We start from the raw sequence: 26716 nt of genomic DNA on the forward strand, positions 1-26716 counted from the left end.
CACCCGCCGGCAATGGATTCCGCGGCTATCCGCAGGCTGTGGCCACTCGCCGCCGTCGCCGTACTTCTCGCGCTGACCGCGGTCGCGGCGGCGAACTCCACCCTGCCGGTCGGCCGCACCGACGCCACCGTCGAACGGGACATCCCCGCGCTGCCGGACTACCAGCAGCCGCAGACGGCGCCGACGTACCAGCCGCCGCCGGACGACTTCGCCGCCGCCGACCAGCAGCAGCTTCCGTCCTGGGTTCCGCTGCTCGCCGGGGCGCTGTGCGGCCTCACCGTGCTGGTTGTCGCCGGCCTGCTGCTGTGGACCCTGCTGCGTGACGTGGTGCGGCGCCGGCCCCGGCCGAACCCGGTCGGTATCCGCCGGCGGAGCACCACAGGGCCCGGCCCGGCCAGCACCGCCGAGGTGGTCGCCGCTGTCGACGCCGGCCTGGTCGAGCTCTCCGCCGCCGACGCCGACCCGCGCCGGGCGGTGATCGCCTGCTGGGTACGGCTGGAGCAGGCCGCCGCCGCGGCCGGCACCCCCCGCCAGATCGGCGACACGTCGACCGACCTGGTCACCCGGCTGCTCGCCGGGCACGAGATCAGCGCCGAGGTGCTGTCGGCGTTCGCGGGCGTCTACCGCGAGGCCCGCTACGCCCGGCACGACGTCGACGAACGGACCCGGGAGCAGGCGCGGTGGGCGCTGCGTCGGTTGCGTACCGAGCTGACCGTCGCGGTCGGCCCCGGCGAAGGCGGGCCGGCCGGTGAGTGACCCGCAGACCAGCATCGACGACCTGCTCTACCACGACGAGGAGGCGCCGCCCCGCGAGCGTCGCGCCCCCGGCCGGGTCCGGTCCTGGCTGACGGCGCTGGCGCTGGCCGCCGCCGGCACCGCTGCCATCCTGCTCGGGCTGCGGCTGTTCGGCCTGACGGTGCCGATCGAGGCGGTCTTCGCTGGCTGCCTCGCGCTGGTGGTGCTGCGCCGCACCGTACGGTCGGTCGCCGCCCCGCCCCCGGTCAAGCTGCGCCGGGTCGGCTCCGACCCGGAGGACGGCAGCTACGTCTTCGGTGGCGAGGACGGCCTGCGGGAGGCGGTCGGCCGGTGGGAGCGCCGGCTGCGGGCCGGTCAGGGCGACGCGGGCCGGTTCGCCGAGGTGACCTTGCCGGTGCTCGGCGAGCTGGTCGACGAGCGGCTACGGCACCGGTACGGGCTGACCCGGGCCACCGACCCACAACGGGCCCGGGAGATCTGCGGGGACGAACTGTGGAACTTCCTGAACACCCCGGCTCGGCGTAAGCCGTCGGCCAAGGACTGCGCGGTGTTCGTCAGCAAATTGGAGAAGATATGAACGACGTGGTGGCGGCCCCGACCACCGAGGTCAGCCGGCTCGCGCACGCCGTACTGGACTCGGTCGGCACCGTGCTGGTCGGCAAGCGGGACGCGCTGGAGTTGGTCCTCGCCGGCATCCTCGCCGGTGGGCACGTGCTGCTGGAGGACCTCCCCGGGCTGGGTAAGACGTTGACCGCCCGGTCGTTCGCCCAGGCGTTGGGGCTGGACTTCCGTCGGCTGCAGTTCACCCCCGACCTGCTGCCGGCCGACGTCACCGGTTCGTTCCTCTACGACCAGCGCAGCGCCGACTTCACTTTCCGGGCCGGTCCACTGTTCACCAATTTGCTGCTCGCCGACGAGATCAACCGGACACCGCCGAAGACCCAGTCGGCGCTGCTGGAGGCGATGCAAGAGAAGCAGGTGTCGGTCGAGGGGGTGACCTACCGGCTGGAGGCGCCGTTCCACGTGCTGGCCACTGCCAACCCGATCGAGTACGAGGGGACCTACCCGCTGCCCGAGGCGCAGCTGGACCGGTTCCTGCTGCGGGTGTCGTTCGGCTACCCCAGCCACGAGGAGGAGTGGGAGGTGCTGCGTCGGCGCATCTCCCGCCGCCAGGAGGAGACCGAACTGGCCGCCGTGGTCGACGCGGCCGGGCTGCGGGCCATGCAGGCGGCGCTGGAGAACGTGGTGGTCGAGGACTCCATCGGCCGGTACATCGTGGCCCTCACCGCAGCCACCCGGGACCACCCGTCGGTCCTGGTCGGAGCGTCGCCCCGGGGTTCGCTGGCGCTGCTGCTGCTGGCCCGGGCCAGGGCGGTGCTCGCCGGCCGGGACTTCGTCGTGCCGGAGGACGTCAAGGAGGTCGCCGCCCCCGTACTGGCACACCGGATCACCCTGCGGCCGGAGATGTGGCTGCGCCGGGTGGATCCGTCGTTCGTGGTCGGCGAGGTACTGGCGCAGACCCCGGCCCCGGCCAGCGGCGCGCTGCCCAGCTACGGCGGCGGGTTCGGCCCACCGGGCAACGCGGCGGCCGGCCGCCGCGGGGCACCGTGACCGGCGGCACCTGATGACCGCCACGCGATGGCAGCCGACCCGGGCGCTGGGCCGGGCGGTGCTGATCACCGGGCTGCTGCTGATCACCGGGGTGATCCTCGGTCGGGTCGATCTGGTCGCCCTGGCCACCCCGTTCGCGCTGGGCACCGCGTACGCGCTGCGCCGCCGGCCGGTCGCCGCGCCGGTGCTGGACCTCGGGGCGGTCGACGCCAACCTCGTCGAGGGCGGTCAGGTCGGTGCCCGGGCCGCCACCGCCAACCCGGCCGACGCCGACTACGACCTGGTGGTGGTACGCGCGTTGGTGTCGCCGTGGCTGCGCATCGACGAGGTCGGGGTGCTGGCGCCGATCTCGATCGACCCGTCACCCGGCGGCGGCCAGCTGCTGGTGCTCGAACGGTTGGCGGCGGCCCGACCCCGGCCCAGCGGTGGGGTGCCGGACCGCCCGTTCGGCCTGGCGGTGCCGACCGGCTCGGCGGCCGGTTTCGAACTGTCCGGGGTGGCGCTGCGCTGGGGCCGGCAGCCGGTCGGGCCGGTCGCCGCGCGGGCGATCGCCTGCGACGGGCTACTGTCCTGCCGGCCGGTGGTCGCCGAACCGGTCCGGGTGCCGGTCTACCCGGTGATCGACCCGTTCAACGCCGACGAGGCGATGCCCCGCGCCGCCGGGCTGGTCGGCGGGCACCGGTCCCGCCGGCCGGGGGAGGGCGGTGAACTGGCCGGGGTGCGCATCTTCGGCCCCGGCGACCGGCTGCGCCGCATCGACTGGCGGGTGTCGCTGCGGGCCCGACAGCTGCACGTCGCCGCGACCCTGTCCGACCGTGACGCCGAGGTGGTGCTGCTGCTCGACGTCCTCACCGAGGTCGGCCGCTCCGGTGGGGTGTCCGGTGGTGCGTCGGTGCTGGACACCACGGTCCGGGCGGCGGCCGCGATCGCGGAACACTACCTGCACCGCGGTGACCGGGTCTCGATGCTGGAGTATGGGCCGACGGCCCGCCGGCTCCGCCCGGCCACCGGCCGCCGGCAGTACCTGACGGTTCTGGAATGGCTGCTCGACGTCGAGGTGCGGCCCACCCCGTACGAACCGTACGACCAGGTCTTCGGCCCGCAGCTGCTCTCCTCTGACGCGCTGGTCGTGGTGCTGACCCCCCTGGTGGACCCGCGTTCGGCGGAGATGCTGGCCCGGATGGCCCGGTCGGGCCGGATCGTCGTCGCCGTCGACACGCTGCCCACCACGGTGGCGCCGCCGCCCCGGCAGGGTCAGTGGACCGAGGTGGCGTACCGGCTGTGGCGGCTGGACCGGGAAAACACCGTCGGGCAGCTGCGCGAACACGGCGTACCGGTGGTGAACTGGGCCGGGGCTGGAAGCCTCGACCAGGTGCTACGGGACGTGGCCCGACTGGCGTCGGCGCCGAAGGCGGTGCTGCGATGATCACCGCGACCCGGGACCGGGTGGCGGCGGTGCGCACCGGATTCACCCGGGTCACCCTCGCGCCGGTACTGCTGCGGGGCGTGGTGGCGGTCACCGCGCTGCTCGCATTCGGGCTCGCGTACCCGGCCGAAGTCTTCCTCGGCCGGGCCGGGCCGGTGCTGCTCGCCGTTGCGCTGCTGCCGGCGTTGGCGCCGCGCGGGCACGCGCCGACGGTGACGATCCTGGTCGGGATCGGCGGCTGGGTGCTCGCCACCACCTGGTACGGGACCCCGGTGCAGCTGTGGCGGCTGTCAGCGGTCGGCGCGCTGCTGTACCTGACCCACAGTCTCGCCGCGCTGGCCGCCGCCGTGCCGTACGACGTGGTGCTGGCCCCCGAGGTCGTGGTGCGCTGGTCCACCCGGGTGGCGGCGGTGCTGCTCGCCTCGGCGGTGCTGGTGGTGCTGCTGATCACCGCAGCCGGCCGGACCGCCGGCCAGCCTTTCCTGCTCGCGGTGCTGGCCGGCTTGGTGGTGGCGGTCGGCGCGGTCGCCCTGCTCGCCACCCTGGGCCGGCGCCGCTGACGTCCGGCGGCGGCCCAGCCGGCTGGCGTGCGGCGGCTCACACGGGCGTGCTCGGTCACATATCTGGCTTTCGAGGCGGCGTCAAGAGGCAACCGGGAGGAAGATGGGCTATGTGAACAGGCAACGGATTCTTGTCGTCGGTGCCGGGCATGTCGGTCTTTACGCCGCCCTGCGCCTGTCCCGCAAGATGCGCCGGGGCGAGGTCGAGGTGATCGTGGTCGACCCGCAGCCGCACATGACCTACCAGCCGTTCCTGCCGGAGGCGGCGGCCGGCAACATCTCACCCCGACATTCCGTCGTGCCGCTGCGCCGGGAACTGCGCCGCTGCCACGTGATCGCCGGGGCGGTGACCAGGATCGAACACGCCCGTAAGGTCGCCGAGGTGCAACCCATCGTCGGTCCGCCCCGGGAGATCGGCTACGACCATGTGATCGTCGCCCCCGGTTCGGTGTCCCGTACCCTGCCGATCCCCGGCCTGCGGGAGCACGGCATCGGGTTCAAGACCATCGGCGAGGCGATCTACCTGCGCAACCACGTCCTGGAACGGCTCGACGTGGCGGCGGCCACCGCCGACGAACAGGTCCGCCGGACCGCGTTGACGTTCGTCTTCGTCGGCGGCGGCTACGCCGGCATCGAGGCGCTTGCCGAGATGGAGGACATGGCCCGGGACGCGCTGCGCTACTACCCCGAGCTGAAGCCGACGGACATGCGCTGGGTGCTGGTCGAGGCGACCCAGCGGGTGCTGCCCGAGGTCGACCGGGACATGGGCGCCTACACGGTGCAGCAGCTGGTCAAGCGGGGGATGGACATCCGGTTGGACACCCGGCTGGAGTCCTGCGTCGACGGGCTGGTGCGGCTCTCCGACGGCGACAGCTTCCCGGCCGACACGATCGTCTGGACGGCCGGGGTGAAGCCGTCTCCGATGCTCGACGCCACCGATCTGCCCCGCGACGAGCGGCGGCGGATCAGCTGCCGGCCGACGCTGCAGGTCGTCGACGGCGACCGGACGGTCAACGGGGCGTGGAGCGCCGGTGACTGCGCCGCGGTGCCGGACCTGACCGGTCCGCCCGGGGCGTACTGCTCGCCGAGCGCCCAGCACGCGGTGCGCCAGGCCCGGACGATGGCCGACAACATCCTGGCGGTGGTCCGTGGGCGGCAGCCGGTCGAGTACCGGCACAAGCACGCCGGCAGCGTGGCCAGTCTCGGCCTGCACAAGGGCGTCGCCCAGGTGTACGGGATCAAGATGACCGGGCTGCCGGCCTGGTTCATGCACCGTACGTACCACATGAGCCGGATCCCGTCGCTGAACCGTAAGGTGCGGGTGATCGTTGACTGGACACTCGCGCTGGTGCTCAAGCGTGAGGTGGTGGCGCTCGGGCAACTGCACGACCCGCGTGAGGAGTTCCTCGGGGCGACCCCGCAGCTCAACCAGCCAGGTGCCGCGCCGGCCCGGGTCAGCTGACCGGCCAGGTCCAGGCGTCGGCCACCCGCTGGCCCGGCCCGAGCAGGTCCTCGGTGGTCTGCCGCAGCTCGGCGGCGTGCGTGGTGCCGTCCATCAGCACCACGCAGTCGGCACCCCAACGGGTCAGGTCACGACGGGACCGGGCACGTTCCTCGTCGGTGATTTCCGGCACCTCGCCGGTCCGGGCCACCTCGGCGAGGATCTTCGACGTCGGCAGCTTGAACGTGCCCATCGAGGCGTCGCCACCCGGGGCGTACGGGCCGATGAAGAACCCTTCCGGCATGCCGAAGTCGATCGTCGTCGCGGTGGCCCAGGCCATCGGCCACGGCTGCGGCGGGGTGGCGGGCGGCACCGGCACCAGCACGCCGCCGGACGGTACGCAGCTCCGCCAGTGGCCGCCGACGATGAACTCCGGCAACGGGTCGCGGTCCATCGCCGGCAGCGGGGCCGGCACGACCGGGAGCAGCGCCACCGCGACGACGGCTGGGACGGCCAGCCGGGCCGGTCGCCAGCCGAGCCGCAACGCCCGGTCGACGGCGAGGGTCAGGATGACGGCGATCAATGGGATCACCGCGAGGGCGAACCGCATCGGCAGCGCGCCGTCCACCACCGGCATCCCGTCGAGCAGGGCGTACGGCCCCGGTACGCCGGTCTTGGCGCCGTCGACGACGATCCGTGGACCGAGTGAGAGCCCCGCCATCAGCAGCGTCCCGGCGGCGCAGGCGACGACCACCGGCCGCCGGATCAACCAGGTGGTGGCGGCGGCCGTGACCAGCAGCAGCGGCCAGCCGAGGAAGGTGTTGTACTCAGCCGGTCCGGTGGTCAGCTCGGCGGCGGCCGCCGAACCGGCCACCGACAGCTCGGACACCGCCGGCCAGCTGGCCAGATCGGCCGAGAAGTACGCCGGGTCGAACACGCCGTCGGAGACGCTCTGCGGCCCGGCGAACTGGAACCACAGCGGGTACCCGAGCAGCACCACGCCGACGGCCACGGCGACCAGCATCCCGGCGACGAAGTTCGGCAGGATCCGCCACACGTACCGGGGTGCGGTCGCGGCGAACGCCGCCGCCATGATGATCAGCGTGACCGCGGTGAGGAAGAGTACCTCCTCGCCGACGAACACCTGGACCGCGACGACCACCCCGAGCCAGCCGCCGGAGGTGACGATCCGGCGGCGGTCGGGCCGGCCGGCCGGCCCGAGGATCCGCCCGTCGGGTGTCGAGCCGGTCGGATCGGCGGCCCGCATGATCCGGATGAGCAGCCACATCATGACCGGGATCAGCCACAGCGCGGTCATGTGCAGGTGGCTGTTGCTCTGCGAGACCATCCCGGGGGCGAACCCGCAGAACGCGCCGCCGGTAGCGGCGGCCAGCCGGCGAGCGCCGAGGGGCCGGGAGAACAGGAAGTAGAACGCGATCGCGCTGGCGGCCAGGTTGCCGGCGACCAGCAGCGCGAAGCTCACCGGTGCGCCGAAGAGCACGGTGACCGGGGCCATCAGGAAGCCGAGCGCGATGACCGTCGTGTTGGCCATCAGATTCACCCCGTCCGGGGCGTTCAACCGGTCGCTGAGCAGACCGAAGTCGCCGAACAGGACCCGCGCGTCGCTGGCCAGGAACCACTCGTACAGGGTCTGGTCCTCCGGGTTGAAGGCCAGCAGGTGGGCACCGGGCGCGGGCCAGAGCCGGTGGGTCAGCACGCCGGCGAACAGGACGAAGAACAGGCACACCACGGCGTCCACCCGGTGTCCGCGAGCCGCCGCGGCGATCCGGGACCACCGGGAGCCAACCGTCGATGGTCCGCCGGGCCGGGGCGGAACGGGGCCGGTGTCCTGCGCTGCGGTTGCTGAGCGGCTCACGGTTCGCACCCTAGTGCCGTGGGCCGGCCGGGCTGCGTCCGGCTGGGCACGACCCGCTACCGTGACATCTGCCGTCGCGTACCAACGCGTGGCGTGTCGGCGATCGGTCCGACCGGGCGCAGCCCGGCCGACCCGCCGGCCCGGGTGGTGGAATGGCAGACACGGCTGCCTTAAAAGCGGCTGCTGAAAAGCGTGCGGGTTCGATTCCCGCCCCGGGTACCTCGGTGTCCCCTGGCGCCGTTCGGGGCCCAGCGCCAGCGGCCGGAGTCCGCCTGTGACCGGCGGTCCTGCACAGCGTCGATCGAGCCGTCTACCCTTGACCTCACACCATCGTGTGACAACCCCCTGAGGGAGGCTGGACAGTGAAGACATCCAACCCGGTCCTGGCCCGGCTCGGCCAGGCGGCCGAGCGGGAGCGGGCCACCGGGTACGCCCCTGCCGGTCCCTACGGGCAGCCCGGCACCGGGCAGCCATATCCGACGCAGGCCGGCTACCCGGCCGCGCCGCCGACCGTCGCGCCGATGACGGTCGACGACGTCGTCGTCAAGACCGTCACCCTGCTCGGCATCACCGGGCTGTCGGCGGCGGCGGCCTGGATCCTGGTCCCCGACTCGCTGCTGTTCGGCGCCTGGATCGGCGCCGCGATCGTCGGTCTGGTGCTGGGGCTGGTCATCTCGTTCTCCCGGGTCGCGAACCCGGCGCTGGTGGTCACCTACGCCGTCGTCGAGGGTGTCTTCGTCGGCCTGGTCAGCAAGTTCTTCGAGGTGGTTGCCGGCTACCAGGGCATCGTCCTGCAGGCGGTGGTAGCCACCTTCGGCGTCTTCTTCCTGATGGCCGCCCTCTACAAGATGAAGGTCATCCGGGCCACCCCGAAGTTCACCCGTGGCCTGATCGCCGCGATGGTCGGTGTCTTCGCGGTCATGATGATCAATCTGGTGTTGTCGCTCTTCGGCGTCGACACCGGGCTGCGTAGCGGCGGTCCGGTCGCCATCATCTTCAGCCTCATCTGCATCGTGGTCGCCTCGCTGAGCTTCGTGTTGAGCTTCCACGAGGTCGAGGAGGGCGTCCGGCTCGGCCTGCCGCAGCGCTACTCCTGGACCGCGGCGTTCGGCATTCTGGTCAGCCTGATCTGGCTCTACATCGAGATCCTGCGCCTGCTCAGCTTCTTGCAGGGCGACGACTGACCGTCCGTCCGCGCCGCGCCGCACTGTCGGCGCGGCGCGGCCGTCATCGCGGGCACTAAACTGTGGCGGTGGCCGCAGCGCATCTGACCCGCCTGGTCGACCTCCTGGTCCGGCAGGTGGCCCACTGGGAACAGCCCCGATGGGCGGCGGGTGACGGCCACCGAGCGGACGAGTTCCACGACCTGGTGCAGTACCTTGCCGACCTGGGCGCGGCTGCCGAAGGGCGGCCCGGCCGGCAGGTACCCCGGCTGAGCCGGGACACCGCGCTGCCCGACCAGCTGCGGGTGGTCGCCGCCGACCTGATGCGGGCGGCACCTGACCTCGCGGTGCTCGAATCGGCGGCGGCTGCGGCGCAGCGGCTGCGCGGCCGGCTCGAAACGCTCTGACCCGCCACCGGCAACGGCCCGTCGACCGACGCCTGACCCAGGCCGGCACGGCAGTGGTCCGCGGTGGGTCAGCGGTGCGGGGCGGTGTTCGCCGCCGCGAGTACCGCCGGAAGTAGCGCGTGCGCCCAGATCCGGTAGCCGTCGGCCGACGGGTGGTAGCCGTCGTGGCAGTAGGTGTTGGGGTCGGCCCGGAACACCGCCCCGGTTTCGCCGGCCAGGTCGACCACCCTGGCGCCGGCGTCCCGGCCGGCGCGGGCCTGGGCCTGGGCGGTCCGCCGCCCGAGCAGCCCGGCGAGCTGACGCAGCGGCGGCGCGATCGCCCGGGCTGCGCCGAGATCCGGGCAGGTGCCGACCACCACCTCCGTACCGGCGCTACGTAGCCGGCGTACCGCTGCGGCGAGATGAACCGCCGACTCGCCGGGCCGACGCAGCGCGGCCGCGTCGTTGGTGCCGATCAGAACGACCGCGACGTCCGGCCGTTCGCCCAGCAGCGCCCGGGCGACCTGGGTGGCCAGGTCCCGTGAGCGGGAGCCGGCCACCCCGACGCTGGACAGCAGGACCCGGCGTCCGGCGACCGCCGATCCGCCCTCGTGCTCGGCGAGCAGCCGGGCCAGCTGGCCACCGACCGTGTCGGCCACCCGGTCCACCCCCACTCCGAGGGTCACCGAGTCGCCGAGCAGCACCAGCCGCAACGGCGCCCCGCCGGCCGGACCGAGCGCCACCCGGACGACCAGGCCCAGCTCCGGCTGGGCGTACCGGCGGTGACGGGCCAGCACCGCCTCCCCGACCAGCAGCGTGGCGCTGCCCACCGCACCGGCGACGAGCGCGGCGGCGGTGACCTGGCCCATCCGTACAGCGATTTTTCTCGACGTCACGGCGGTCACCTTCCGTCGGTACGGTTGCGGTCGCGCACGGATCAGTCCTGCGGTCCGGCGGTGGACAGGCCCACCCGCTGATCGGAGGATACGGCCGACTTGCGGTGGTCGCCGTCCCGATCGCCGCCCGGCGGACCGAACAACCAGTTGAGCGCGGCGGTCTGCCAGGATCGGCCGGCGAATCTCGGCCTACGCCGCAGCCGGGCCCAGCGGCCGGCCGGACCGCGTTCCCGGCCGGCCACCCGGGTGCCGCGGACCTCGGTGCCGGCGTGGCGGACGGCCTCGTGCGCGGCCTGGGGCAGCGTCCGCACCTTCTCCCGGCCGGCGACGCCACCACGCGAGGCGGTGCTGGCACCGAGCGCGCCGAGTGCCGCCGGCAGCAGGACGGCGGCGGCCATGGCGTACCCCTCGGCCGAGGGGTGGAACCGGTCCCAGGAGTAGAGCCGGCCCGGTTCGGCGGCGAACCGTGGACCGAGCAGGTCGCCGAGGGAGACCGTCCAGCCGCCCGCCTCGACCACCGCGACGGTCTGCGCTGCGGCGAGTTGTCGGCTCCACCGACGGGCCAGCCAGCGCAGTGGCGGTTTGATCGGCTTGATCGCGCCCAGATCCGGGCAGGTGCCGACGACCACCTCGGCCCCGGCCGCGCGCAGTTGCCGTACCGCGTCGACGAGGTGCCCGACCGCGACCTCCGGCGGAGTGCGGTGGGTGACGTCGTTGCCGCCGATCAGGATGACCGCGAGGTCCGGCCGTAGCTCCAGCGCCGCCTCCACCTGCGGGACCAGGCCGACCGACCGGGCACCCACCACCGCCAGCCGGTGCAGCCGGACCGGTCGCCGCTGCCGGCGGGAGATGCCGGTGGCCAGCAGCGCGCCGGGGGTCTCCCGGGGGCGGTGCACGCCGTAGCCGGCGGCCGACGAGTCGCCGAGCACCACCAGGGTCAGCGGCGGCCCGGGCAGCCGGGAACCGTACACCCCGTCGCCGCGCGGCGGCGGTGCCTCGGCCAGCGGGATGATCCGCCGGGCCTGCTTCGCCTGCCCGTAGAGGGTGCCGGCGGTGGCCACCGCGGCCGCCGCGGCGGCACCGGCTCCGAACGCCACCAGCCGGAGGGCCCGCGTCGCCACGGTCCAGTCGGTCGGGCGTTTCCCCGCGCCACCCGTGCCCATCGCGCCCCCCCGACTGCGACTCGCTGCTGCCGTCGTGCTCGGTCCTTCGAGATTATCTCGGCCCGCGGTTTCGGGCTCAGCCCGATTCTGGCCGGGGTCCACCGGCCTGGGGACGCGTGTCCGGCGACAGTTGCCGATCCCGGGCATCATGGAGGGCAGGGCGCCACGGGTCGACGACCGGGGTACGGTCGGCGGCCGGTGGGCACACACACATCCGGCAGGCCCGGTGACGAGGAGGTGGCCGCGATGGCCAGGACACTCAAGCGGGCGGCGGCGTTCGCGGCGCTGGGGCGGGCACTGACCGCAGGCGCCCGCGGTGGTCCCTCACTGGGGCGGCGGTTGGCGGCGCTGCCCCGGATGATCCGGGCCACGATGCGCGGCGACTACGACGGCGGCCTGCGGCTGGCGTTGATGACCGCTGCCGTGGCCTACGTCGCGTCCCCGTTCGACCTGGTGCCGGAGGCGATGCTGCTGATGCTCGGCATCGTCGACGACGCGCTCGTGGTGACCTGGCTCGCTGGCAGCGTGCTTGCCGAGACCGAACGGTTCCTGGACTGGGAGGCCCGGCGCGAGTCGGTGGTGCCCGGTCAGGTGGTCGGCTGACCGGCCGTGCACCAGTAGGCTGACCCCGACATACTCCACCGCCGGCAGCGGGCTGTTGTCGGCTGACGACCTCAACCCGACGATGGCGCCTCGCCGGCGTCAGTAGAAGGGCACAACGAGGTGCGTTACCACGACAGCGTTGTCGATCTCATCGGCGACACCCCGCTGGTGCGGCTGCGCAACGTCAGTGCGGGGATCTCCGCGACGGTGCTGGCCAAGGTCGAGTACTTCAACCCGGGCGGCTCGGTGAAGGACCGGATCGCGCTGCGGATGGTCGAGGCCGCCGAACAGGCCGGGCTGCTCCGGCCCGGTGGCACGATCGTCGAGCCGACCAGTGGAAACACCGGCGTCGGTCTGGCGCTGGTCGCGCAGCTGCGCGGCTATTCGTGTGTCTTCGTCTGCCCCGACAAGGTCAGCGAGGACAAGCAGAACGTGCTCCGGGCGTACGGTGCCGAGGTGGTCGTCTGCCCGACGGCGGTCGCGCCGGAGGATCCCCGCTCGTACTACCAGGTGTCCGACCGACTGGCGGCGGAGATCCCCGGCGCGTGGAAGCCGGATCAGTACGCGAATCCGGCGAATCCGCAGTCGCACTACGAGGGCACCGGGCCGGAGCTGTGGACACAGACCGAGGGGCGGATCACCCATTTCGTCGCTGGGGTGGGCACCGGAGGGACGATCTCCGGGGTGGGCCGCTACCTGAAGGAGGTGTCCGGCGGCGCGGTGCGGGTGGTCGGCGCCGACCCGGAAGGCTCGGTCTACTCCGGCGGATCAGGGCGGCCGTACCTGGTCGAAGGGGTGGGGGAGGACTTCTGGCCGCAGACCTACGACCGGTCGATCTGTGACGAAATCGTGGAGGTCTCCGACCAGGAGTCGTTCGAGTTGACCCGCCGACTTGCCCGGGAGGAAGGGTTGCTGGTCGGTGGCTCGTGCGGGATGGCCGTCGCGGCGGCGCTGCGGGTGGCCCGCCGGGCCGGGCCGGACGACGTGGTGGTGGTGCTGCTGCCGGACGGCGGACGTGGCTACCTGTCGAAGATCTTCAACGACGAGTGGATGGCCAGGTACGGGTTCCTGGGGGTCGAGGCGGCTGAACCGACCGTCGGTGATGTGCTGGCGGCGAAGCCGGGCGGCCTGCCGGAGCTGGTGCACGTGCACCCGACCGAGACGATCCGCGACGCGGTCGACTACATGCGCGAGTACGGCATCTCACAGCTGCCGGTGCTCAAGGCGGAGCCGCCGGTGGTGACCGGCGAGGTGGCCGGGTCGATCGCCGAACGGGATCTGCTGGACGCGCTGTTCAGCGGCAAGGCGCAGCTGCACGACATGATCGAGCGGCACACGGCGCAGCCGCTGCCCATGGTGGGCGGTGGCCAGCCGGTACGCGAGGCGGTGGCGCTGCTGGCCGGCACCGACGCCGCCCTGGTGCTGGTCGACGGCAAACCGCGTGGGGTGATTACCCGTCAGGACCTGCTGGCACATCTGGGAAAGTCCGGTCGATAGTCGCACAGTGTGTCCGGTTGATCGCTGGTAGCTGGGGTTGACTAGGGTCATGGAAGCGCTGCCCCGGCACGGTTCGCCACCGAGGCAGGCGACCATAATGCTTCACCACCGCGGTGACCCTGGGCGCCCGCCAGCATCCCGGGGTCCCGCACTGTTGCCCGCCCACGCCGATCAACCGGCACGCCTCCGCCGGTTGAGCGCCTTCGGCCAGGCGTTTTCCCCCGGTTAGGGCGGGCAGTGCCGGGCGAGAGTGCGGGGCTGGACGGAACCCCCGCAGCAGCGGTCCCGTACTCTCGCCCGGCCGTCAGCCCGGTGCGCGGCGCGGCGGTCAGCCCGGTGCAGCGGCCGGTGTCGTCGGCCCAGCTGCGGCGACCGTGAGGTCGCGCGCGTAGCGCAGTTGCGGAGTCGGCACCGGCCCGAGCCAGCCGTCCCGGCCGACCTCGTCCGCGCGCCAGCCACCCGCTTCGTAGAAGTCTCGGGCCCGGTGGTTGGCTGCGTACACCCAGAGCACCGCGCGGCGACACCGGCGTTCGCGCATCTTGTCGAGCGCGTCGCGGATCAACGCCCGGCCGACGCCGCGGCCCTGGTGCCCGGGATCGACGTGGATCGCGTACAGCTCACCGGTGGCCGGCTCGCCGTCCTCGTGCGGGCCGACGTAGGTGAACCCGATCAGCAGCCCCTGGTGTTCGGCGACGGTCAGGCGGTGCGTGTCACGTTCGTGGCTCCACCGCTCGACCCACCACCGCGCCGTGACGTCAGCGCCGTAGGTCTCCAGCGCGGCGTTCGGCACGATGCCCTGGTACGCACTGAGCCGGGACCGGTGGTGCAGGTGACCGACCGGGGCGATGTCGTCGAGGATGGCCGTGCGCAGGGTGACCGCCACCCGACCGAGCCTACCGGCATGGAACGACCCCCGGGGCTTCCGCGTCTTTGACGCGGGCCGGCTGGACTGGGCCGGCACCCCGGGGGTCGGGTGGCTGTCGTGGATTCGCCGCACCGCTGCCACACGGTCTCGACGATCGGAGCTGTCAAGGACAGCGGCTAGCGGGCAGCCACCTCACGAGTCCTATAGCTATACAACGCTGGACCACCTCCTTTCCCGTGTACGGCCACGCTAGCCGGCCGCTACAGCCGCCGGCAACGATTTTTCCGCCGCCGGGGCGACGGCGTGGACCCGCCCGGCCGGGGCTGCGGCGTCGCCCCGGCGGCGCGGCTCGCGGGCCAGTCCAGTCGGTGGAACCGGCGGTCGGTCGCACCCGGCTGGCCCACCACCCGAAGGTGACAAATGGTTACCTTGCCATTACTTTGAGTGGTTAATGATAATGATTGATTATGGTCTTAGTCTTGTCTGGCCTCGGGTATCGTGCCACTGGAGATCGGATGAAGTCTGCTCGGACTTGTCCAGCACGGCCGACATCTGCCATCGTCTTTTCCGGGTGGTGTACCTACCCCTAGAACGTTGGTGTACATGGTGGTCCGTCGCTGGCATGCTGGTCGATGGGCCGCGAGGTCGGCGGGTTGTTACGCCGAATCGGGGTAGGTTCGGTCCAACGCGTCCACGCGCCATCCCCGCGGCCTCTGGTCAAGAGCGTCAGGGGCAGTCGAAGGTCAGGAAAAGCGCGGCTGAGTTTTCAGCAGGTCTTCAATACAGGTGGGCAGGCGGAATATGAGTGACATGGGTGAGACCCTGAGGAAGGCCCGGGAATCCGCTGGTGTCAGCCTGGCGAAAATGGCCGCGCTGAGCCACTTCAGCAAGGGTCATCTGTCGAACGTCGAGGCTGGGCGGCGGACAGCGACGGCCGATGTGGTGACCGCCTACGAACAGGTCTTGGGGGACCATATGCAACGTCGGGGTCTGATCACCGGACTCGCCGCCGCAGTGGTGGCACCGGCAGCCGTCTCCGAACTCATCCACTGCGGCTTCACGGCTGCGCTCGGTGACCCGGCGGCCGAGGACCAATGGCAGGAACGGGCCGCCAATCTCGGCCGGGACTACATGTCGGTAGGCGCCGGTGAGCTGCAGGACCGGATCGCCAGTGACCTCGTCGTGCTGCAACAGCAGCTCGGCACTCCGGTGATGTGGGGGCTGGCCGCCCGCTTCCTCAGCGTCTACGGCAAGACCACCGGGATGGCGCAGGAAGCAGTCCGGTGGTACCGACTTGCCGCGGTCAGCGCGGATCGCAGCGGCGACCGGACCGTGCAAGTCTGGGTCCGGGGCCGCGCCGCGCTGGCCCTCGGCTACGAGGGCGCTGCCCTCACGGCCGCGCAGGACCTGGCCGATCAGGCCCTCGCGTTGACCGATCGACCATCGCTCGGGCGGCTCAACGCGTTGATGGCCAAGGCGCACGTCGCCGGCGTCCGTGGCGACCGGATCAGCGCATTGACGCACCTGGACGAGGCCCGCCGGGTCTTCGACCTGACCGGTTCCGCCGAGCAGATCTCCGACTTCGCCGTGCCCGAGTGGCGGATGGCGATCTTCACCAGCATGCTGCTCTCCCGCCTCGGCGACTCGGCCGCGGTCGACGCCCAGGAGTGGGCGGACCGGACCCGGCCGACCAGCCTGGCCCGGTTCGCCACCCACATCGAGCTGCACCGTGGGCTGATGCTGGTCAAGTCGGGCGACCGCGTCGAAGGGCTGCGGCACGCCCGATCGGCACTGGCGAGTCTGCCACCGGCCAAGCACAGCCAGTCGCTGCGGTTGATGCTGCGGGAGGTGGAGCGGGCCGCCGCCTGATCGGCGACGGCCGGCTCCGGTTCAGTATCGGCGACGGTCGGCTTGTCAGTCGGCGCTCCGGGCGACGCCCACCGGGCAGGTCATCCCGTTCGGCCCGTGGTTGCAGTAGCCGCCGATATTCTTGTGCAGGTACTGCTGGTGGTGATCCTCGGCGTAGTAGTACTCGCCCAGCGGCCGGATCTCGGTGGTGATCCCGTCCCGGCCGGCCGCGGCCACCACCGGAGCGAACGCCGTCCGGGAATCGGCGGCCTCGGTCGCCTGCTCGGCGTCGGTGGTGTAGATCGTCGACCGGTACTGCGTACCGACGTCGTTGCCCTGGCGCATGCCCTGCGTCGGGTCGTGGTTCTCCCAGAACACCTTCAGCAGGTCGGCGTAGCCGATCCGGGCCGGGTCGTAAACCACCTGAACGACCTCGGCGTGCCCCGTCCCGCCGGAGCACACCTCCTCGTACGTGGGATTCGGCGTCTCGCCGCCGGCGTACCCGACCGAGGTCGACACGACCCCGGGCAGTCGCCAGAACAGCCGTTCGGCCCCCCAGAAGCAGCCCATCCCGAAGACCGCCACCCGGGTACCGGCCGGCCACGGGCCGGTCAGCGGCGTACCGAGCACGGCGTGCCGGTCCGCCACCGGTATCGGCCGGTCCCGGCCGGGCAGGGCCTGCCCAGGTTCAGGCAGATTCGCTTTCATCGGTCGCAGGAACACCGTGCGACTCCTCTCGTTCGTGGCCTCTCGGACAACACCGGCGGGGGCCGGCTCGTTCCCGTCGGGGTACCCGCAGGTCAGGCGGGCATCCGTCCCACCGGCGGTGGCGCTCGGACCGATGGCCTAGCCTCGTGCCATGACATACGGGTTCGACACGGTCGCCATCCACGCCGGGCAGGAGCCGGAGGCCCGGACCGGAGCGGTCGTGCCGCCGATCTACCAGACCAGCACGTACGCTCAGGACGAGGTGGGCGCGCCCCGGGCCGGGTACGAGTACAGCCGGTCGGCCAACCCGACCCGGGACGCGCTGCAGGAATGCCTGGCCGCGATCGAGGGTGGCCGGGTCGGGCTCGCCTTCGCCAGCGGTCTGGCGGCTGAGGACACGCTGCTGCGCACCGTCTGCCGGCCCGGCGATCACGCGATCATCCCGGATGACGCGTACGGCGGCACGTTCCGGCTGTTCGCCAAGGTCGCCGAGCGTTGGGGACTGACCTGGACCGCCGCGCGGATCTCCGACGTCGACGCGGTCCGGGCAGCGGTACAACCCGGCCGTACCCGGATGATCTGGGCGGAGACCCCGACGAATCCGCTGCTCGGCATCGCCGATATCGCCGGGCTGGCCGCCCTGGCCCGTGACGTCGCGGCGCGGCTCGTGGTGGACAACACCTTCGCCTCGCCATACCTGCAGCAGCCGCTGGCGCTCGGCGCCGACGTGGTGGTCCACTCCACCACCAAGTATCTCGGTGGACACTCCGACGTGGTCGGCGGCGCGTTGGTCACCGACGATCCGGAACTCGCCGCCGAGCTGGCCTTCCACCAGAACGCCATGGGCGCGGTCAACGGACCCTTCGACGCCTGGCTTACCCTGCGCGGAATCAAGACCCTGGGCGTACGGATGGAACGGCACTGCGACAACGCCGAGCGGATCGTCGAATTCCTCGACCACCACCCGGCGGTACGCCAGGTGCTCTACCCCGGACAACGCGACCACCCCGGTCACGAGACGGCGGCCAAGCAGATGCGCCGGTTCGGTGGGATGGTCTCGTTCCGGGCGGCCGGTGGTGAGGCGGAAGCGGTGCGAATCTGCAACCGGGCCCGACTGTTCGTACTCGCCGAATCGCTCGGCGGGGTCGAATCGTTGATCGAACATCCTGGACGGATGACCCACGCTAGCGCCGCCGGCTCGCCTCTTGAAGTCCCCGGCGATCTCGTGCGACTGTCTGTCGGAATCGAAACCGTGGACGACCTGCTGGCCGACCTGGATCAGGCGCTCGGCTGAGGATCCGTCGGCGAGATCCGACGGGCGGGCCCACTCCGGGCCGGCCCGACACCCGGGCGGGTCCGGCGACGGGTCCGCACAGCGACGCGAACCGCGTACCGGCTGCCTGGAGGTGCCGTGCACGACATCGTACCGACCTGGGTCGGGACCACCGCCCGGCAGATCGCCCGGGCCGTTCGCCGGGGTGACACCTCGGCGACCCGGGTCGTTGCCGACCATCTCGACTACATCGCCCGGGCCGACCCGGAGCTGTCCGCCTTCCGAGCGGTCCGTGGCGGCGAGGCCATCGTCGAAGCGGAGAAGGTCGATGAACAGGAGGACCTGGCGAACCTGCCGCTGGCCGGGGTACCGGTGGCCATCAAGGAGAACACCCCGGTCGCCGGGCTGCCGACCTGGCGCGGATCGGCCGCCGCGCGGACCCCGGTCGCCGAACACGACCACGAGATCGTCCGCCGGATGCGCGGTGCCGGCGCGGTCGTCGTCGGGGTCACCCGGATGCCGGAGCTCGGGCTCTGGGCGACCACCGACGACGCCACGGCAATTAGCCGCAACCCCTGGCAGCTGTCGCGTACCCCGGGCGGTTCCTCCGGTGGCGCGGCGGCCGCGGTGGCCAGCGGCATGGTGCCGATCGCACACGGCAACGACGGATTCGGCTCGATCCGGATCCCGGCTGCCTGCTGCGGTCTGCTCGGGCTCAAACCGGGCCGCGACGTGGTTCCGCGACAGCTCGGCACCGAGGACTGGTTCGGCCTCACCGAGCACGGCATCCTGACGACCTGTGTGGCGGACGCCGCGACCGGCTTCGCGGTGCTCGCTGGCCGGCGACCGGAGAAGCTTGTCCAGCCGGGCCGGCTGCGGGTGGCGGTCTCGCTCACCTCGCCGGTGGCCGGGCTGCGGGCAGATGCGGCCAACCGGGACGCGGTGGCGGCGACGTCGCGCCGGCTCACCGAGGCCGGGCACGACGTGGTCGGCACCGCGCTGCACTATCCGGCCTCGCTGGGGCTGCGGGGACTGGCCACCTGGTTCGCCGCCGCGGCCGAGGACGCCGCCGCCGGCCGGGCCGGCGGCCGGGAACTGCAACCACGGACCCGTCGGCACGTCGCGCTCGGCCGGTGGGCACAACGGCGCGGGTGCGTCCGGGAAGCCGACCGCACCGCCTGGCGGGACCGGATGACCGGGTTCTTCACCGACCAGCGCGCCGACGTGCTGCTGACGCCGGCGCTGGCCAGTACCCCGCCGGCCGCGACCAGCTGGGCGCGCCGGTCCTGGACGGCGAACATGTGGAGCTGTGTTCGGTACGCCCCGTACGCCGCGCCGTGGAACATGGCCGGACTGCCCGCGTTGGTGGCGCCGGCCGGGCTGCGCCCGGACGGCTTGCCGGTCGGGGTCCAGCTGGTCGGGCCGCCCGGCTCGGAGCTGCTGCTGCTAGCGGTGGCCGGCCAGCTGGAGATGATGGCGTCGTGGCCCCGGCACGCCCCGTCGTGGCCGAGAGTGGACAGCCCGGTATGACGGAACTGGTCGGACTGCCGGACGTCCTCGCCGCCCGGGACGTTTTGTCGGACGTGGTACGGGTGACTCCGCTGGAGCCGTCCCGCCCGTTGACCGCCCTGCTCGGCGGGCCGGTCTGGTTGAAGTGCGAGAACCTGCAGCGGGCTGGCTCCTACAAGGTACGCGGCGCGTACCTGCGGATCTCCCGGCTGACCGAGCGGCAGCGTCGGCGCGGGGTGGTCGCGGCCAGCGCCGGCAACCACGCCCAGGGCGTGGCGCTCGCCGCCGGGCTGCTGGACATCGGCGCGACGGTGTTCATGCCGACCGGCGCTCCGTTGCCGAAGGTCACCGCGACCAGAGGGTACGGTGCCGAGGTCGAGTTCGCCGGCACCACCGTGGACGAGGCGCTGGAGGCGGCCCGGGAGTTCGCCGACCGGACCGGTGCGGTGCTGATCCACCCGTTCGACCATCCGGACGTCGTCGCCGGCCAGGGCACCGTCGCGCTGGAGATCCTGGAGCAGTGCCCGGAGGTCACCACCATCGTCACTTCGGTGGGTGGCGGCGGGTTGATCTCCGGGATCGCGGTGGTGGTCAAGGCACTGCGCCCGGACGTACGGGTGATCGGTGTGCAGGCGGACAGCGCGGCCGCGTACCCACCGTCGCTGGCCGCCGGTGCCCCGGTGCGGTTGGCCGACTACCGTACGATCGCCGACGGCATCGCCGTGGGACGCCCCGGTGACCTGACGTTCGCGCATGTCAGCAAGTTGGTCGACGAGATCGTGACGGTCTCCGAGGAGGACCTGTCGCGGGCGCTGCTGATGCTGCTGGAGCGGGGCAAGCAGGTGGTCGAACCGGCCGGCTCGGCCGCGGTGGCAGCGCTGTTGTCCGGCGCGGTGCGGCCGGCCACCCCGACGGTCGCGGTGCTCTCCGGCGGCAACATCGATCCGTTGCTGCTGTTGCGGGTGATCGAGTACGGCCTGGCCGCCGCCGGCCGGTACCTGCGGTTCACCGTACGGTGCGGCGATCGGCCCGGTGAGCTGGCCGCGCTGCTGGCGCTGATCGCCGAGCAGCGGGCGAACGTGGTAGACGTCGATCATCAGCGGCGCAACCCGCATCTGCGGTTGGGTGAGGTCCAGGTCGGCCTGTCGGTGGAGACCCGCGGCCCGGAGCACTCGACCGAGCTGGTCGAGGTGCTCCGTGATCGCGGCTACCAGGTAACGTTCGCCGCCGCTGACTGACCCACCGCCGCTGTAGCGGCCGCAAACTCAGCCGGCGAAGGGCTCGAACTTGTCGACAGTGACCTTGATGTCCGCGCCGCTCGGCGCGGTGTAGGTCACCGTCTGACCCTGTCGACTGCCCAGGATGGCCTGGCCGAGCGCGGACTCCGGGCTGTAGACGGTCAGCTCGGTCGTCGAGGAGATCTCCCGGGAGCCGAGCAGGAAGGTCTCGGTGTCGGCGGGGTCGTCGTCAAAGTGGATCGTGACGACCGTGCCGGGCGCGACGCTGTCCGCGTCCGGTGCCTCGCCGACCTTGGCGGTACGCAGCAGCTCCTGCAGGTAGCGGATCCGGGCCTCCTGCTTGCCCTGCTCCTCGCGGGCGGCATGATAGCCGCCGTTCTCCCGCAGGTCGCCTTCCTCCCGACGGGCATTGATCTCGGCGGCCATCGCCGTCCGTCCGGCGATCAGCTCGTTGAGCTCGGCCTGGAGCCGGTCGTAAGCGTCCTGGGACAGCCAGGTGGTGGGCGCCTCGCGGTCGGTCGTGGACACAGACGATCTCCTTGTGGGCTTGCGGGCGGTCGAGGTCGAACTACCAACGTACCAGCGTTCCGCACCGAGGTGCCGGGGTTGCAACGGCTCGGGTGTGCCGGCCGCCGGATCGCCACCCGTATCGGCGGGTGTGGCGAGGGTCACGGTCGGCTGGTCAGTCGGCGGGTCGGCAACGTGGCACCTCGCCCAGGAACGCGACTCGTTCGGTGGCCAGCCGGTACGTGGTGCGGACTTGTCGTTCGCCCGGTTCGGCCCGGACGGTCACCTCGGACCGGCCCACCTCCGCCCCGTCCCGCGACCGGGCCCTGACCAGGCACGTCGTCGCACCGCCGGGGGGCACCGTGACGGCGAAGTCGATGGTGATCCCGTCCTCGGTGGCCTCGGTGTAGGTGATCACCTCGGGCTGGTGCAGCGGATCGCCGTAGAGCGTGTAGAGCCGGCCGGCGATCGCCGTCCCGACCAGCACCGCCACCGCCGTGAGCAGCGCGACGAGCCACGGCCGGCGCGCTCGGGGCGCGCGTCGCCGTCCGTACCGCCCGGGTGGGAACATGACGGCGGTCGGGGCGGTTGTGGCGGACGTGTCGGTCACCCGGGACGGAACTCCTTGGCGGACGTGTCGGTGGGGTCGGCGAGAATGGTTGACGGGCCCCATTGTCGCAGCCGGGCCCGGACGCCGCCGGCAGGGGATGTCAGGCATGGGATGAGGGAGCGTTTTCGTTGGCTGAGCAACTGCGTCTGATGGCGGTGCACGCCCATCCTGACGACGAGTCCAGCAAGGGTGCCGCGACGATGGCCCGGTACGTCGCGGAGGGTGCCCAGGTGCTGGTGGTCACCTGCACCGGCGGGGAGCGGGGCAGTGTGCTGAACCCGAAACTCGACCGGCCGGACGTGTGGGAGAACATCGCCGAGATCCGCCGGGCCGAGATGGACGCCGCCCGGGCGATCCTCGGTGTCGAGCAGGCCTGGCTGGGCTTCGTCGACTCGGGTCTGCCCGAGGGTGATCCGCTGCCGCCGCTGCCGGACGGGTGTTTCGCCCTGGAGCCGATGGAGGAGGCAGCCGGGCCGTTGGTGCGGTTGATGCGGGAGTTCCGTCCGCACGTGGTGACCACCTACGACGAGGACGGCGGTTATCCGCACCCGGACCACATCATGTGCAACCGGGTGAGCGTCGCCGCGTTCGAGGCGGCCGGTGACCCGGCGCGATACCCGGGTGTCGGTGGTGAGCCGTGGCAGCCGTTGAAGCTGTACTACTGCATGAGCTTCACCAGGGCGCGGATTCTCGCGCTGCACGAGGGGATGCTCGCGATCGGTCGGGAGTCGCCGTACCAGGAGTGGATGGACCGGTGGGAGGGGCGCCCGGACAAGGGCGACCGGATCACCACCCGGGTCGACTGCGCCGACTACTTCCCGGTTCGCGATGACGCGTTGCGCGCGCACGCCACCCAGGTCGATCCGGACGGCTTCTGGTTCCAGGTGCCGATGGAGGTGCAGCGGCAGGCCTGGCCGACCGAGGATTTCGAGTTGGTCCGGTCGTTCGTCGATAGCCCAAAGCCGGAATCCGACCTGTTTGCCGGGATTCGCGAGGGGCTCGGCCACTCCTGATCCGCCGGGCGTAACGTGTAGTCGACGTCAGCGACGCAGAGGGGTCCGATCGTGCTGAGTGCTGTCCATGTCCTGGCGGTGAACAACTTCGGGGACACCCGCAGTGGTGGTCTGGCCGGGCCGATGGGGCTGTTCCTGCTCCTGGTGCTCGCCGCCGCGACGGTGTTTCTGATCAGGAACATGAACTCCCGGCTGCGTCGGCTGCCCGAGCGGTTCGACGACGCGGCGCCGGGCAGCGGGTCGGCGGCGGCGGAACGCAATGTCCTTGATCCGACAGAAGGCGACTCGCGTCCCGGATCCCCTTTGTAAGCGCTTACGTGCGCTCTCACCAGGGACTTTTCTCCCCTCCAGCGGGCCTCCGCCGGTAAACCGGCCCAGTGGCCCCTGTTGCCGGAATCGGCTTTGGCTTAGCCTTCCGCCGGGGACCTTCAGTTCCTCCGACCGCGCGCGGAAAGGGGCGACCATGGATCGCACAACTGTCGTCCCTGGTCGTACGGAACGGACGCGAGGGATGCTCATCATGGTCGGTCGTCCGCGCCGGGCGTCGGTCCACGGCCCGGCGGTCACCGGGAGTGATCCGTGACGCCGGCGCGGACGGAACCGGCTGCGACCGCGCACCAGGCGACGATCGAAACCCTGGACGGCGGGGGCCGGTGGCGGCTGCCCGTCTTCACCGTCGCCGTTCTGGTGGCCGCCGTCGCCACCATCGCCATCGGGCTGCTCACCGGGTCGGCCCCGCAGACGTCGGCGCTCCCGCCCCCGGCCGGATTCGCGATCGTCGCGGCGCTGCTCGGCGTCGCGCAACTCGCCCGACTGCGGTTCCGCATCGGGACCGGCACGGTCAGCTTCACCTGGGGCGAGGCCGCCCTCATCGTCGGGCTCTACGTCCTCCCGGCCGGCTGGCTGCCGGCCGCCGCCGCAGTCGGCGTTGGCATCGCCTGGACCCTGCTGTCGATCTTCTCCGAGCCCCGTACCGTGCCGGAGATCCTCCGGGTCACCGCGTCGTTGACCGTCGCCGTCGCGGCGGCCGGCGTCGCCGCCCGGGCGGTCGCCGACCCGTACGCCCAGCAGCTCACCCCACTGCTCGCCGCCGCCATGCTCCTCGGCGGGCTGGTCTATCTGCTGATCACCGCGGTCCTCGCCACGGTCGCCCTGTCACTGCGGCACGGTCGGCCGTTCGGTGCCACCCTGCTGCACGCGCTGCGCAACAAGCTGCTGATGTTCGTCGGCAACGTCCTGGTCGGGCTGGTCACGGTCGGGATGCTCGGTCACGATCCGCGCTGGCTGCTGCTGCTGCCCCCGGTGCTGTGGCTGCTACAGCAGACCTACGGCCACCGGTTGCGGATCGAGGACGAGCGTCGGGCCTGGCAGGAGTTCGCCCGGGCGACCCGGGCGCTCAACCAGCTCGACGAGCCGGCCGTCGTCGGCGCCGGAGTCGCCGGCGGGCTGGCCCTGTTCGGTGCCGAGCGGGTCGAGATCGACGTCCGGCAGGTCGACGGCAGGCTGTGGCGCTACGTCGGCGACGCCGCCGGCGGGCTGCGCCGGTCGGAGCCGCCGGCCGATCCCGTCGACCCCGTCGCGGCGGCAGAGGACGTCGCGGACGCCGCAACCGACCAGATGCTCGTCCACCCGCTCACGGTCGGCCGGACCGGCGTCGGTGAACTGCGGATCCACCTGCCGGCCAGCACCATGCCGAGGTCCCGGGACCGCGCCGCGCTCTCCGCCTTCGGTGACGCGCTCGCCGCAGCCCTGCACGACGCGGCGACCGAGCGGGCACTGCGCCACCTCACCGACCGGACCATGCACCGGTCGATGCACGATCCGGTGACCGAGCTGCTCAACCGGGCAGCGCTGCTCACCAAGGGGGACGCCGCTCTGCACCGGCTGGAGCACGATCATCCGGTCGCTCTGCTGCTGCTCGACATCAAGGGCTTCAAAGAGGTCAACGACACCCTGGGCAACGCCGCCGGTGACGAGCTGCTGCAGTCCGCCGCCCGGCGGCTCAGCAACCGACTCCGCCCCGGCGAGCTCCTCGGCCGGCTCGGCAACGACGAGTTCGCCCTGCTCCTGACCTCGCTGAGCCCGGCGGCGGCCGGTTGCGTCGAGCGGACCTCGCCGACCGGGGTGGCGATGCGCCGGGCCCGCGAGTTAATCGCGATGCTGGCCGAGCCGACCGAGGTCGCCGGCGTGCGGATGTCGGTCGAAGGCGCACTCGGCGTGGTGGTCGCCGGTGCCGGCACCGCCGACATCAACGAACTGCTCCGCCGGGCGAACATCGCGATGAGCCAGGCGAAGACGATCGGCGGTAGCGTCGCCGGCTACGACAGCGCGAAGGACGCCGCCAACACCGACCAGTTGGCACTGCTGGCCGAACTGCGCGCCGCGCTGGACGTCGACGACCAGCTCGAGCTGGCCCTGCAACCGGCGGTCGACCTCGCCACCGGCGGGCCGACCGGGGTGGAGGCGCTGATCCGGTGGCGGCATCCGCGACGCGGCCGGCTCACCCCGGTCCACTTCGTCAGAGCGGTCGAGGGCAGTGAACTGCTCGCCCCGTTCACCCGGTACGTCGTCGACCGGGCATTGTCGGCCGCCGCCGAGTGGGCGGCGCACGGCATCGACGTACCGATCTCGGTCAACATCTCGGCCCGGAGCCTGCTCGACCCGCAGTTGCCGGCCGAGATCGGCGAGCTGCTGCGCCGCCACCAGGTCCCGGCCCACCGGTTGGTGCTGGAGATCACCGAGACGGTGGTGATGAGCGAGCTGGAGATCATTGACGAGGTGCTGGCCAGCCTCCGGGAGATGGGCGTCCAGCTCGCCGTTGACGACTTCGGCACGGGGTTCTCCTCACTGGCCTTCCTGACCCGGGTCACCGTCGACGAGTTGAAGGTCGACCGGTCCTTCGTGGTCCGGATGGCCGACTCGCCACGCGACGCCGCCATCGTGCGACACACCGTCCGGCTGGGCCGGGAGATGGGCCTGCGGGTGGTCGCCGAGGGGGTGGAGACCGCCGACCAGCGGGCCACCCTGGCCGCCCTCGGCTGCGCCGCCGCCCAGGGCTACCACTTCTTCAAGCCGATGCCCGCCGACAAGGTACTCGCGGTGCTCCGGTCCCTGGCGGACTCCGCGCAGGCCCAGATCTACCCGCTGCGCGCGGACGGTGCATCGTGACCGGCGGGCCCAGCGGTGCCGTCCGGGACTGGCTGGTCTTTGACTACGGTCAGGTCATCTCGCTGCCGCAGCCGTCGGCCGCAGTGGCCGCCATGGCCCAGCTGGCCGGTTTACCGCAGGCCACCTTCGACGAGGGGTACTGGCGGCACCGGGACGCCTACGACGCCGGCTGGCCGGCCGACCGCTACTGGAGCCACGTGGTCGGTCGGCCGCTATCCGCCGACGATCCGCTCGTGGCCGAACTGGACCGGGCCGACATCGCCAGCTGGTCGCAGCTGAATCCGCGTACCGTCGAACTCGTCACCGGCCTTGCCGCCGACGGACACGGCCTGGCGCTGCTGTCCAACGCCCCCGAGTCCATCGCCACGGCGATCGACTCGGCCGACTGGGCGGCGGTGTTCCACCACCGGCTGTTCAGCTGCCGGCTGGCGTTGACCAAACCCGATCCGGCGATCTTCGCGGCGCTGCTGCACCGGCTCGGCGCGCCCGCCGACCGGGTCACCTTCGTCGACGACCGCCCGGAGAACGTCCAGGCCGCCGCCGAGGCGGGCCTCACCGCGCTGCGATACCCGGACGTTCCGGTGCCGACCCGGCGGTGA

Annotated in this window: 25 protein-coding genes and 1 tRNA gene; 19 read left to right on the forward strand and 7 right to left on the reverse strand. The window is 72.2% G+C overall.

The window, feature by feature from the left end:
* Positions 1-12 precede the first annotated feature (12 nt).
* From ACFHWU_RS10405 to ACFHWU_RS10430, 6 genes are all read left to right on the forward strand, one after another.
* Complete coding sequence (locus ACFHWU_RS10405) at positions 13-756, forward strand: DUF4129 domain-containing protein (RefSeq protein WP_416590385.1); 744 nt, start codon at positions 13-15, stop codon at positions 754-756.
* Positions 749-1333 (forward strand): hypothetical protein, encoded by a 585-nt coding sequence (locus ACFHWU_RS10410; RefSeq protein WP_416556005.1) that lies wholly within the window; start codon positions 749-751, stop codon positions 1331-1333. The genes ACFHWU_RS10405 and ACFHWU_RS10410 overlap by 8 nt, the downstream gene beginning before the upstream one ends.
* Positions 1330-2367 carry an AAA family ATPase gene (locus ACFHWU_RS10415; RefSeq protein WP_416590386.1) on the forward strand — a complete coding sequence of 346 codons (1038 nt, stop codon included), beginning with the start codon at positions 1330-1332 and terminating at the stop codon, positions 2365-2367. The genes ACFHWU_RS10410 and ACFHWU_RS10415 overlap by 4 nt, the downstream gene beginning before the upstream one ends.
* A 13-nt stretch (positions 2368-2380) precedes the next feature.
* The gene (locus tag ACFHWU_RS10420) at positions 2381-3793 is read left to right on the forward strand and encodes a DUF58 domain-containing protein (protein WP_416556007.1); all 1413 of its coding nucleotides are present in this window, start codon (positions 2381-2383) and stop codon (positions 3791-3793) included.
* Positions 3790-4353, forward strand: a complete 564-nt coding sequence (locus ACFHWU_RS10425; protein WP_416556008.1) for a hypothetical protein — start codon at positions 3790-3792, stop codon at positions 4351-4353. The genes ACFHWU_RS10420 and ACFHWU_RS10425 overlap by 4 nt, the downstream gene beginning before the upstream one ends.
* Before the next feature lie 112 nt (positions 4354-4465).
* Complete coding sequence (locus ACFHWU_RS10430; RefSeq protein WP_416556009.1) at positions 4466-5815, forward strand: NAD(P)/FAD-dependent oxidoreductase; 1350 nt, start codon at positions 4466-4468, stop codon at positions 5813-5815.
* Here ACFHWU_RS10430 and ACFHWU_RS10435 read toward each other — a convergent pair.
* The gene (locus tag ACFHWU_RS10435; RefSeq protein WP_416590387.1) at positions 5808-7670 is read right to left on the reverse strand and encodes a hypothetical protein; all 1863 of its coding nucleotides are present in this window, start codon (positions 7668-7670) and stop codon (positions 5808-5810) included. The two genes, ACFHWU_RS10430 and ACFHWU_RS10435, sit on opposite strands and share 8 nt — an antisense overlap.
* Positions 7671-7808: 138 nt before the next feature.
* On the opposite strand from ACFHWU_RS10435, the gene ACFHWU_RS10440 reads away from it, so the two are divergent.
* The 3 genes from ACFHWU_RS10440 to ACFHWU_RS10450 all read left to right on the forward strand — a co-directional run bounded on the left by ACFHWU_RS10440 (position 7809) and on the right by ACFHWU_RS10450 (position 9240).
* Positions 7809-7889, forward strand: a tRNA-Leu gene (locus tag ACFHWU_RS10440).
* A 143-nt stretch (positions 7890-8032) separates the two neighbouring features.
* Positions 8033-8854: a Bax inhibitor-1/YccA family protein gene (locus ACFHWU_RS10445; RefSeq protein WP_278173889.1), complete on the forward strand. Its 822-nt coding sequence runs from the start codon at positions 8033-8035 to the stop codon at positions 8852-8854.
* A 68-nt stretch (positions 8855-8922) separates the two neighbouring features.
* The gene (locus ACFHWU_RS10450) at positions 8923-9240 is read left to right on the forward strand and encodes a hypothetical protein (protein WP_416556011.1); all 318 of its coding nucleotides are present in this window, start codon (positions 8923-8925) and stop codon (positions 9238-9240) included.
* Between the two features lie 68 nt (positions 9241-9308).
* Here the strand turns inward: ACFHWU_RS10450 and ACFHWU_RS10455 are convergent, their stop codons facing one another.
* Together ACFHWU_RS10455 and ACFHWU_RS10460 are read right to left on the reverse strand one after the other, a co-directional pair.
* A complete protein-coding gene (locus tag ACFHWU_RS10455) occupies positions 9309-10088 on the reverse strand; it encodes an SGNH/GDSL hydrolase family protein (RefSeq protein WP_416590412.1) in 780 nt (259 codons plus the stop codon).
* 68 nt (positions 10089-10156) lie between these two features.
* Positions 10157-11278 (reverse strand): SGNH/GDSL hydrolase family protein, encoded by a 1122-nt coding sequence (locus tag ACFHWU_RS10460; protein ID WP_416590388.1) that lies wholly within the window; start codon positions 11276-11278, stop codon positions 10157-10159.
* A 246-nt stretch (positions 11279-11524) separates the two neighbouring features.
* Between ACFHWU_RS10460 and ACFHWU_RS10465 the strand changes: the two genes are divergently transcribed.
* Both ACFHWU_RS10465 and ACFHWU_RS10470 read left to right on the forward strand, forming a co-directional pair.
* Positions 11525-11881, forward strand: a complete 357-nt coding sequence (locus tag ACFHWU_RS10465) for a YkvA family protein (protein WP_416556109.1) — start codon at positions 11525-11527, stop codon at positions 11879-11881.
* A gap of 120 nt (positions 11882-12001) precedes the next feature.
* Positions 12002-13378, forward strand: coding sequence for a cystathionine beta-synthase (locus tag ACFHWU_RS10470; RefSeq protein ID WP_416590389.1), 1377 nt, complete (start codon positions 12002-12004; stop codon positions 13376-13378).
* A gap of 328 nt (positions 13379-13706) precedes the next feature.
* On the opposite strand, the gene ACFHWU_RS10475 is transcribed toward ACFHWU_RS10470, so the two are convergent.
* Positions 13707-14261: a GNAT family N-acetyltransferase gene (locus ACFHWU_RS10475; protein WP_416590390.1), complete on the reverse strand. Its 555-nt coding sequence runs from the start codon at positions 14259-14261 to the stop codon at positions 13707-13709.
* Between the two features lie 783 nt (positions 14262-15044).
* Between ACFHWU_RS10475 and ACFHWU_RS10480 the strand changes: the two genes are divergently transcribed.
* Positions 15045-16112: a helix-turn-helix domain-containing protein gene (locus ACFHWU_RS10480; protein ID WP_416556016.1), complete on the forward strand. Its 1068-nt coding sequence runs from the start codon at positions 15045-15047 to the stop codon at positions 16110-16112.
* A 45-nt stretch (positions 16113-16157) separates the two neighbouring features.
* On the opposite strand, the gene msrA is transcribed toward ACFHWU_RS10480, so the two are convergent.
* Positions 16158-16814: a peptide-methionine (S)-S-oxide reductase MsrA gene (msrA, locus tag ACFHWU_RS10485; RefSeq protein ID WP_416590391.1), complete on the reverse strand. Its 657-nt coding sequence runs from the start codon at positions 16812-16814 to the stop codon at positions 16158-16160.
* A 136-nt stretch (positions 16815-16950) separates the two neighbouring features.
* Here msrA and ACFHWU_RS10490 point away from each other — a divergent pair, with 136 nt between their 5' ends.
* From ACFHWU_RS10490 to ilvA, 3 genes are all read left to right on the forward strand, one after another.
* Entirely contained in the window at positions 16951-18093 is a 1143-nt protein-coding gene (locus tag ACFHWU_RS10490; RefSeq protein ID WP_416556018.1) for a cystathionine gamma-synthase, read from the forward strand.
* A 117-nt stretch (positions 18094-18210) separates the two neighbouring features.
* A complete protein-coding gene (locus ACFHWU_RS10495) occupies positions 18211-19602 on the forward strand; it encodes an amidase (protein WP_416556019.1) in 1392 nt (463 codons plus the stop codon).
* Positions 19599-20819, forward strand: a complete 1221-nt coding sequence (gene ilvA, locus ACFHWU_RS10500) for a threonine ammonia-lyase (RefSeq protein WP_416556021.1) — start codon at positions 19599-19601, stop codon at positions 20817-20819. Before ACFHWU_RS10495 ends, ilvA begins: the two co-directional genes overlap by 4 nt.
* Before the next feature lie 27 nt (positions 20820-20846).
* Here the strand turns inward: ilvA and greA are convergent, their stop codons facing one another.
* The gene (greA, locus tag ACFHWU_RS10505; RefSeq protein WP_278173899.1) at positions 20847-21347 is read right to left on the reverse strand and encodes a transcription elongation factor GreA; all 501 of its coding nucleotides are present in this window, start codon (positions 21345-21347) and stop codon (positions 20847-20849) included.
* 154 nt (positions 21348-21501) lie between these two features.
* Positions 21502-21936 (reverse strand): DUF4307 domain-containing protein, encoded by a 435-nt coding sequence (locus ACFHWU_RS10510; protein ID WP_416556023.1) that lies wholly within the window; start codon positions 21934-21936, stop codon positions 21502-21504.
* Positions 21937-22064: 128 nt separating this feature from the next.
* On the opposite strand from ACFHWU_RS10510, the gene mca reads away from it, so the two are divergent.
* The 4 genes from mca (at position 22065) to ACFHWU_RS10530 (ending at position 26716) form a co-directional block, all read left to right on the forward strand.
* A complete protein-coding gene (gene mca / locus ACFHWU_RS10515) occupies positions 22065-22949 on the forward strand; it encodes a mycothiol conjugate amidase Mca (RefSeq protein WP_416556025.1) in 885 nt (294 codons plus the stop codon).
* A gap of 51 nt (positions 22950-23000) precedes the next feature.
* A complete protein-coding gene (locus ACFHWU_RS10520; protein WP_416556027.1) occupies positions 23001-23258 on the forward strand; it encodes a hypothetical protein in 258 nt (85 codons plus the stop codon).
* Between the two features lie 327 nt (positions 23259-23585).
* On the forward strand, positions 23586-26117 hold the full coding sequence (locus tag ACFHWU_RS10525) for a putative bifunctional diguanylate cyclase/phosphodiesterase (RefSeq protein ID WP_416590413.1): 2532 nt from the start codon (positions 23586-23588) through the stop codon (positions 26115-26117).
* Positions 26114-26716: an HAD-IA family hydrolase gene (locus tag ACFHWU_RS10530; RefSeq protein ID WP_278173904.1), complete on the forward strand. Its 603-nt coding sequence runs from the start codon at positions 26114-26116 to the stop codon at positions 26714-26716. The genes ACFHWU_RS10525 and ACFHWU_RS10530 overlap by 4 nt, the downstream gene beginning before the upstream one ends.

Origin of the sequence: Micromonospora sp. LOL_015 (genome assembly GCF_048060275.1) — a bacterium.
In the GTDB taxonomy this organism is placed as follows: Bacteria; Actinomycetota; Actinomycetes; order Mycobacteriales; family Micromonosporaceae; genus Micromonospora_E.

Bases quoted from the DNA above. Each gene is read 5' to 3' on its own strand.
- ACFHWU_RS10405 (WP_416590385.1), top strand. From the start codon at position 13: ATGGATTCCGCGGCTATCCGCAGGCTGTGGCCACTCGCCGCCGTCGCC.
- ACFHWU_RS10415 (WP_416590386.1), top strand. From the start codon at position 1,330: ATGAACGACGTGGTGGCGGCCCCGACCACCGAGGTCAGCCGGCTCGCG.
- ACFHWU_RS10420 (WP_416556007.1), top strand. From the start codon at position 2,381: ATGACCGCCACGCGATGGCAGCCGACCCGGGCGCTGGGCCGGGCGGTG.
- ACFHWU_RS10425 (WP_416556008.1), top strand. From the start codon at position 3,790: ATGATCACCGCGACCCGGGACCGGGTGGCGGCGGTGCGCACCGGATTC.
- ACFHWU_RS10455 (WP_416590412.1), bottom strand. From the start codon at position 10,088: ATGGGCCAGGTCACCGCCGCCGCGCTCGTCGCCGGTGCGGTGGGCAGC.
- ACFHWU_RS10460 (WP_416590388.1), bottom strand. From the start codon at position 11,278: ATGGGCACGGGTGGCGCGGGGAAACGCCCGACCGACTGGACCGTGGCG.
- ACFHWU_RS10465 (WP_416556109.1), top strand. From the start codon at position 11,525: ATGGCCAGGACACTCAAGCGGGCGGCGGCGTTCGCGGCGCTGGGGCGG.
- ACFHWU_RS10480 (WP_416556016.1), top strand. From the start codon at position 15,045: ATGAGTGACATGGGTGAGACCCTGAGGAAGGCCCGGGAATCCGCTGGT.
- ACFHWU_RS10490 (WP_416556018.1), top strand. From the start codon at position 16,951: ATGACATACGGGTTCGACACGGTCGCCATCCACGCCGGGCAGGAGCCG.
- ilvA (WP_416556021.1), top strand. From the start codon at position 19,599: ATGACGGAACTGGTCGGACTGCCGGACGTCCTCGCCGCCCGGGACGTT.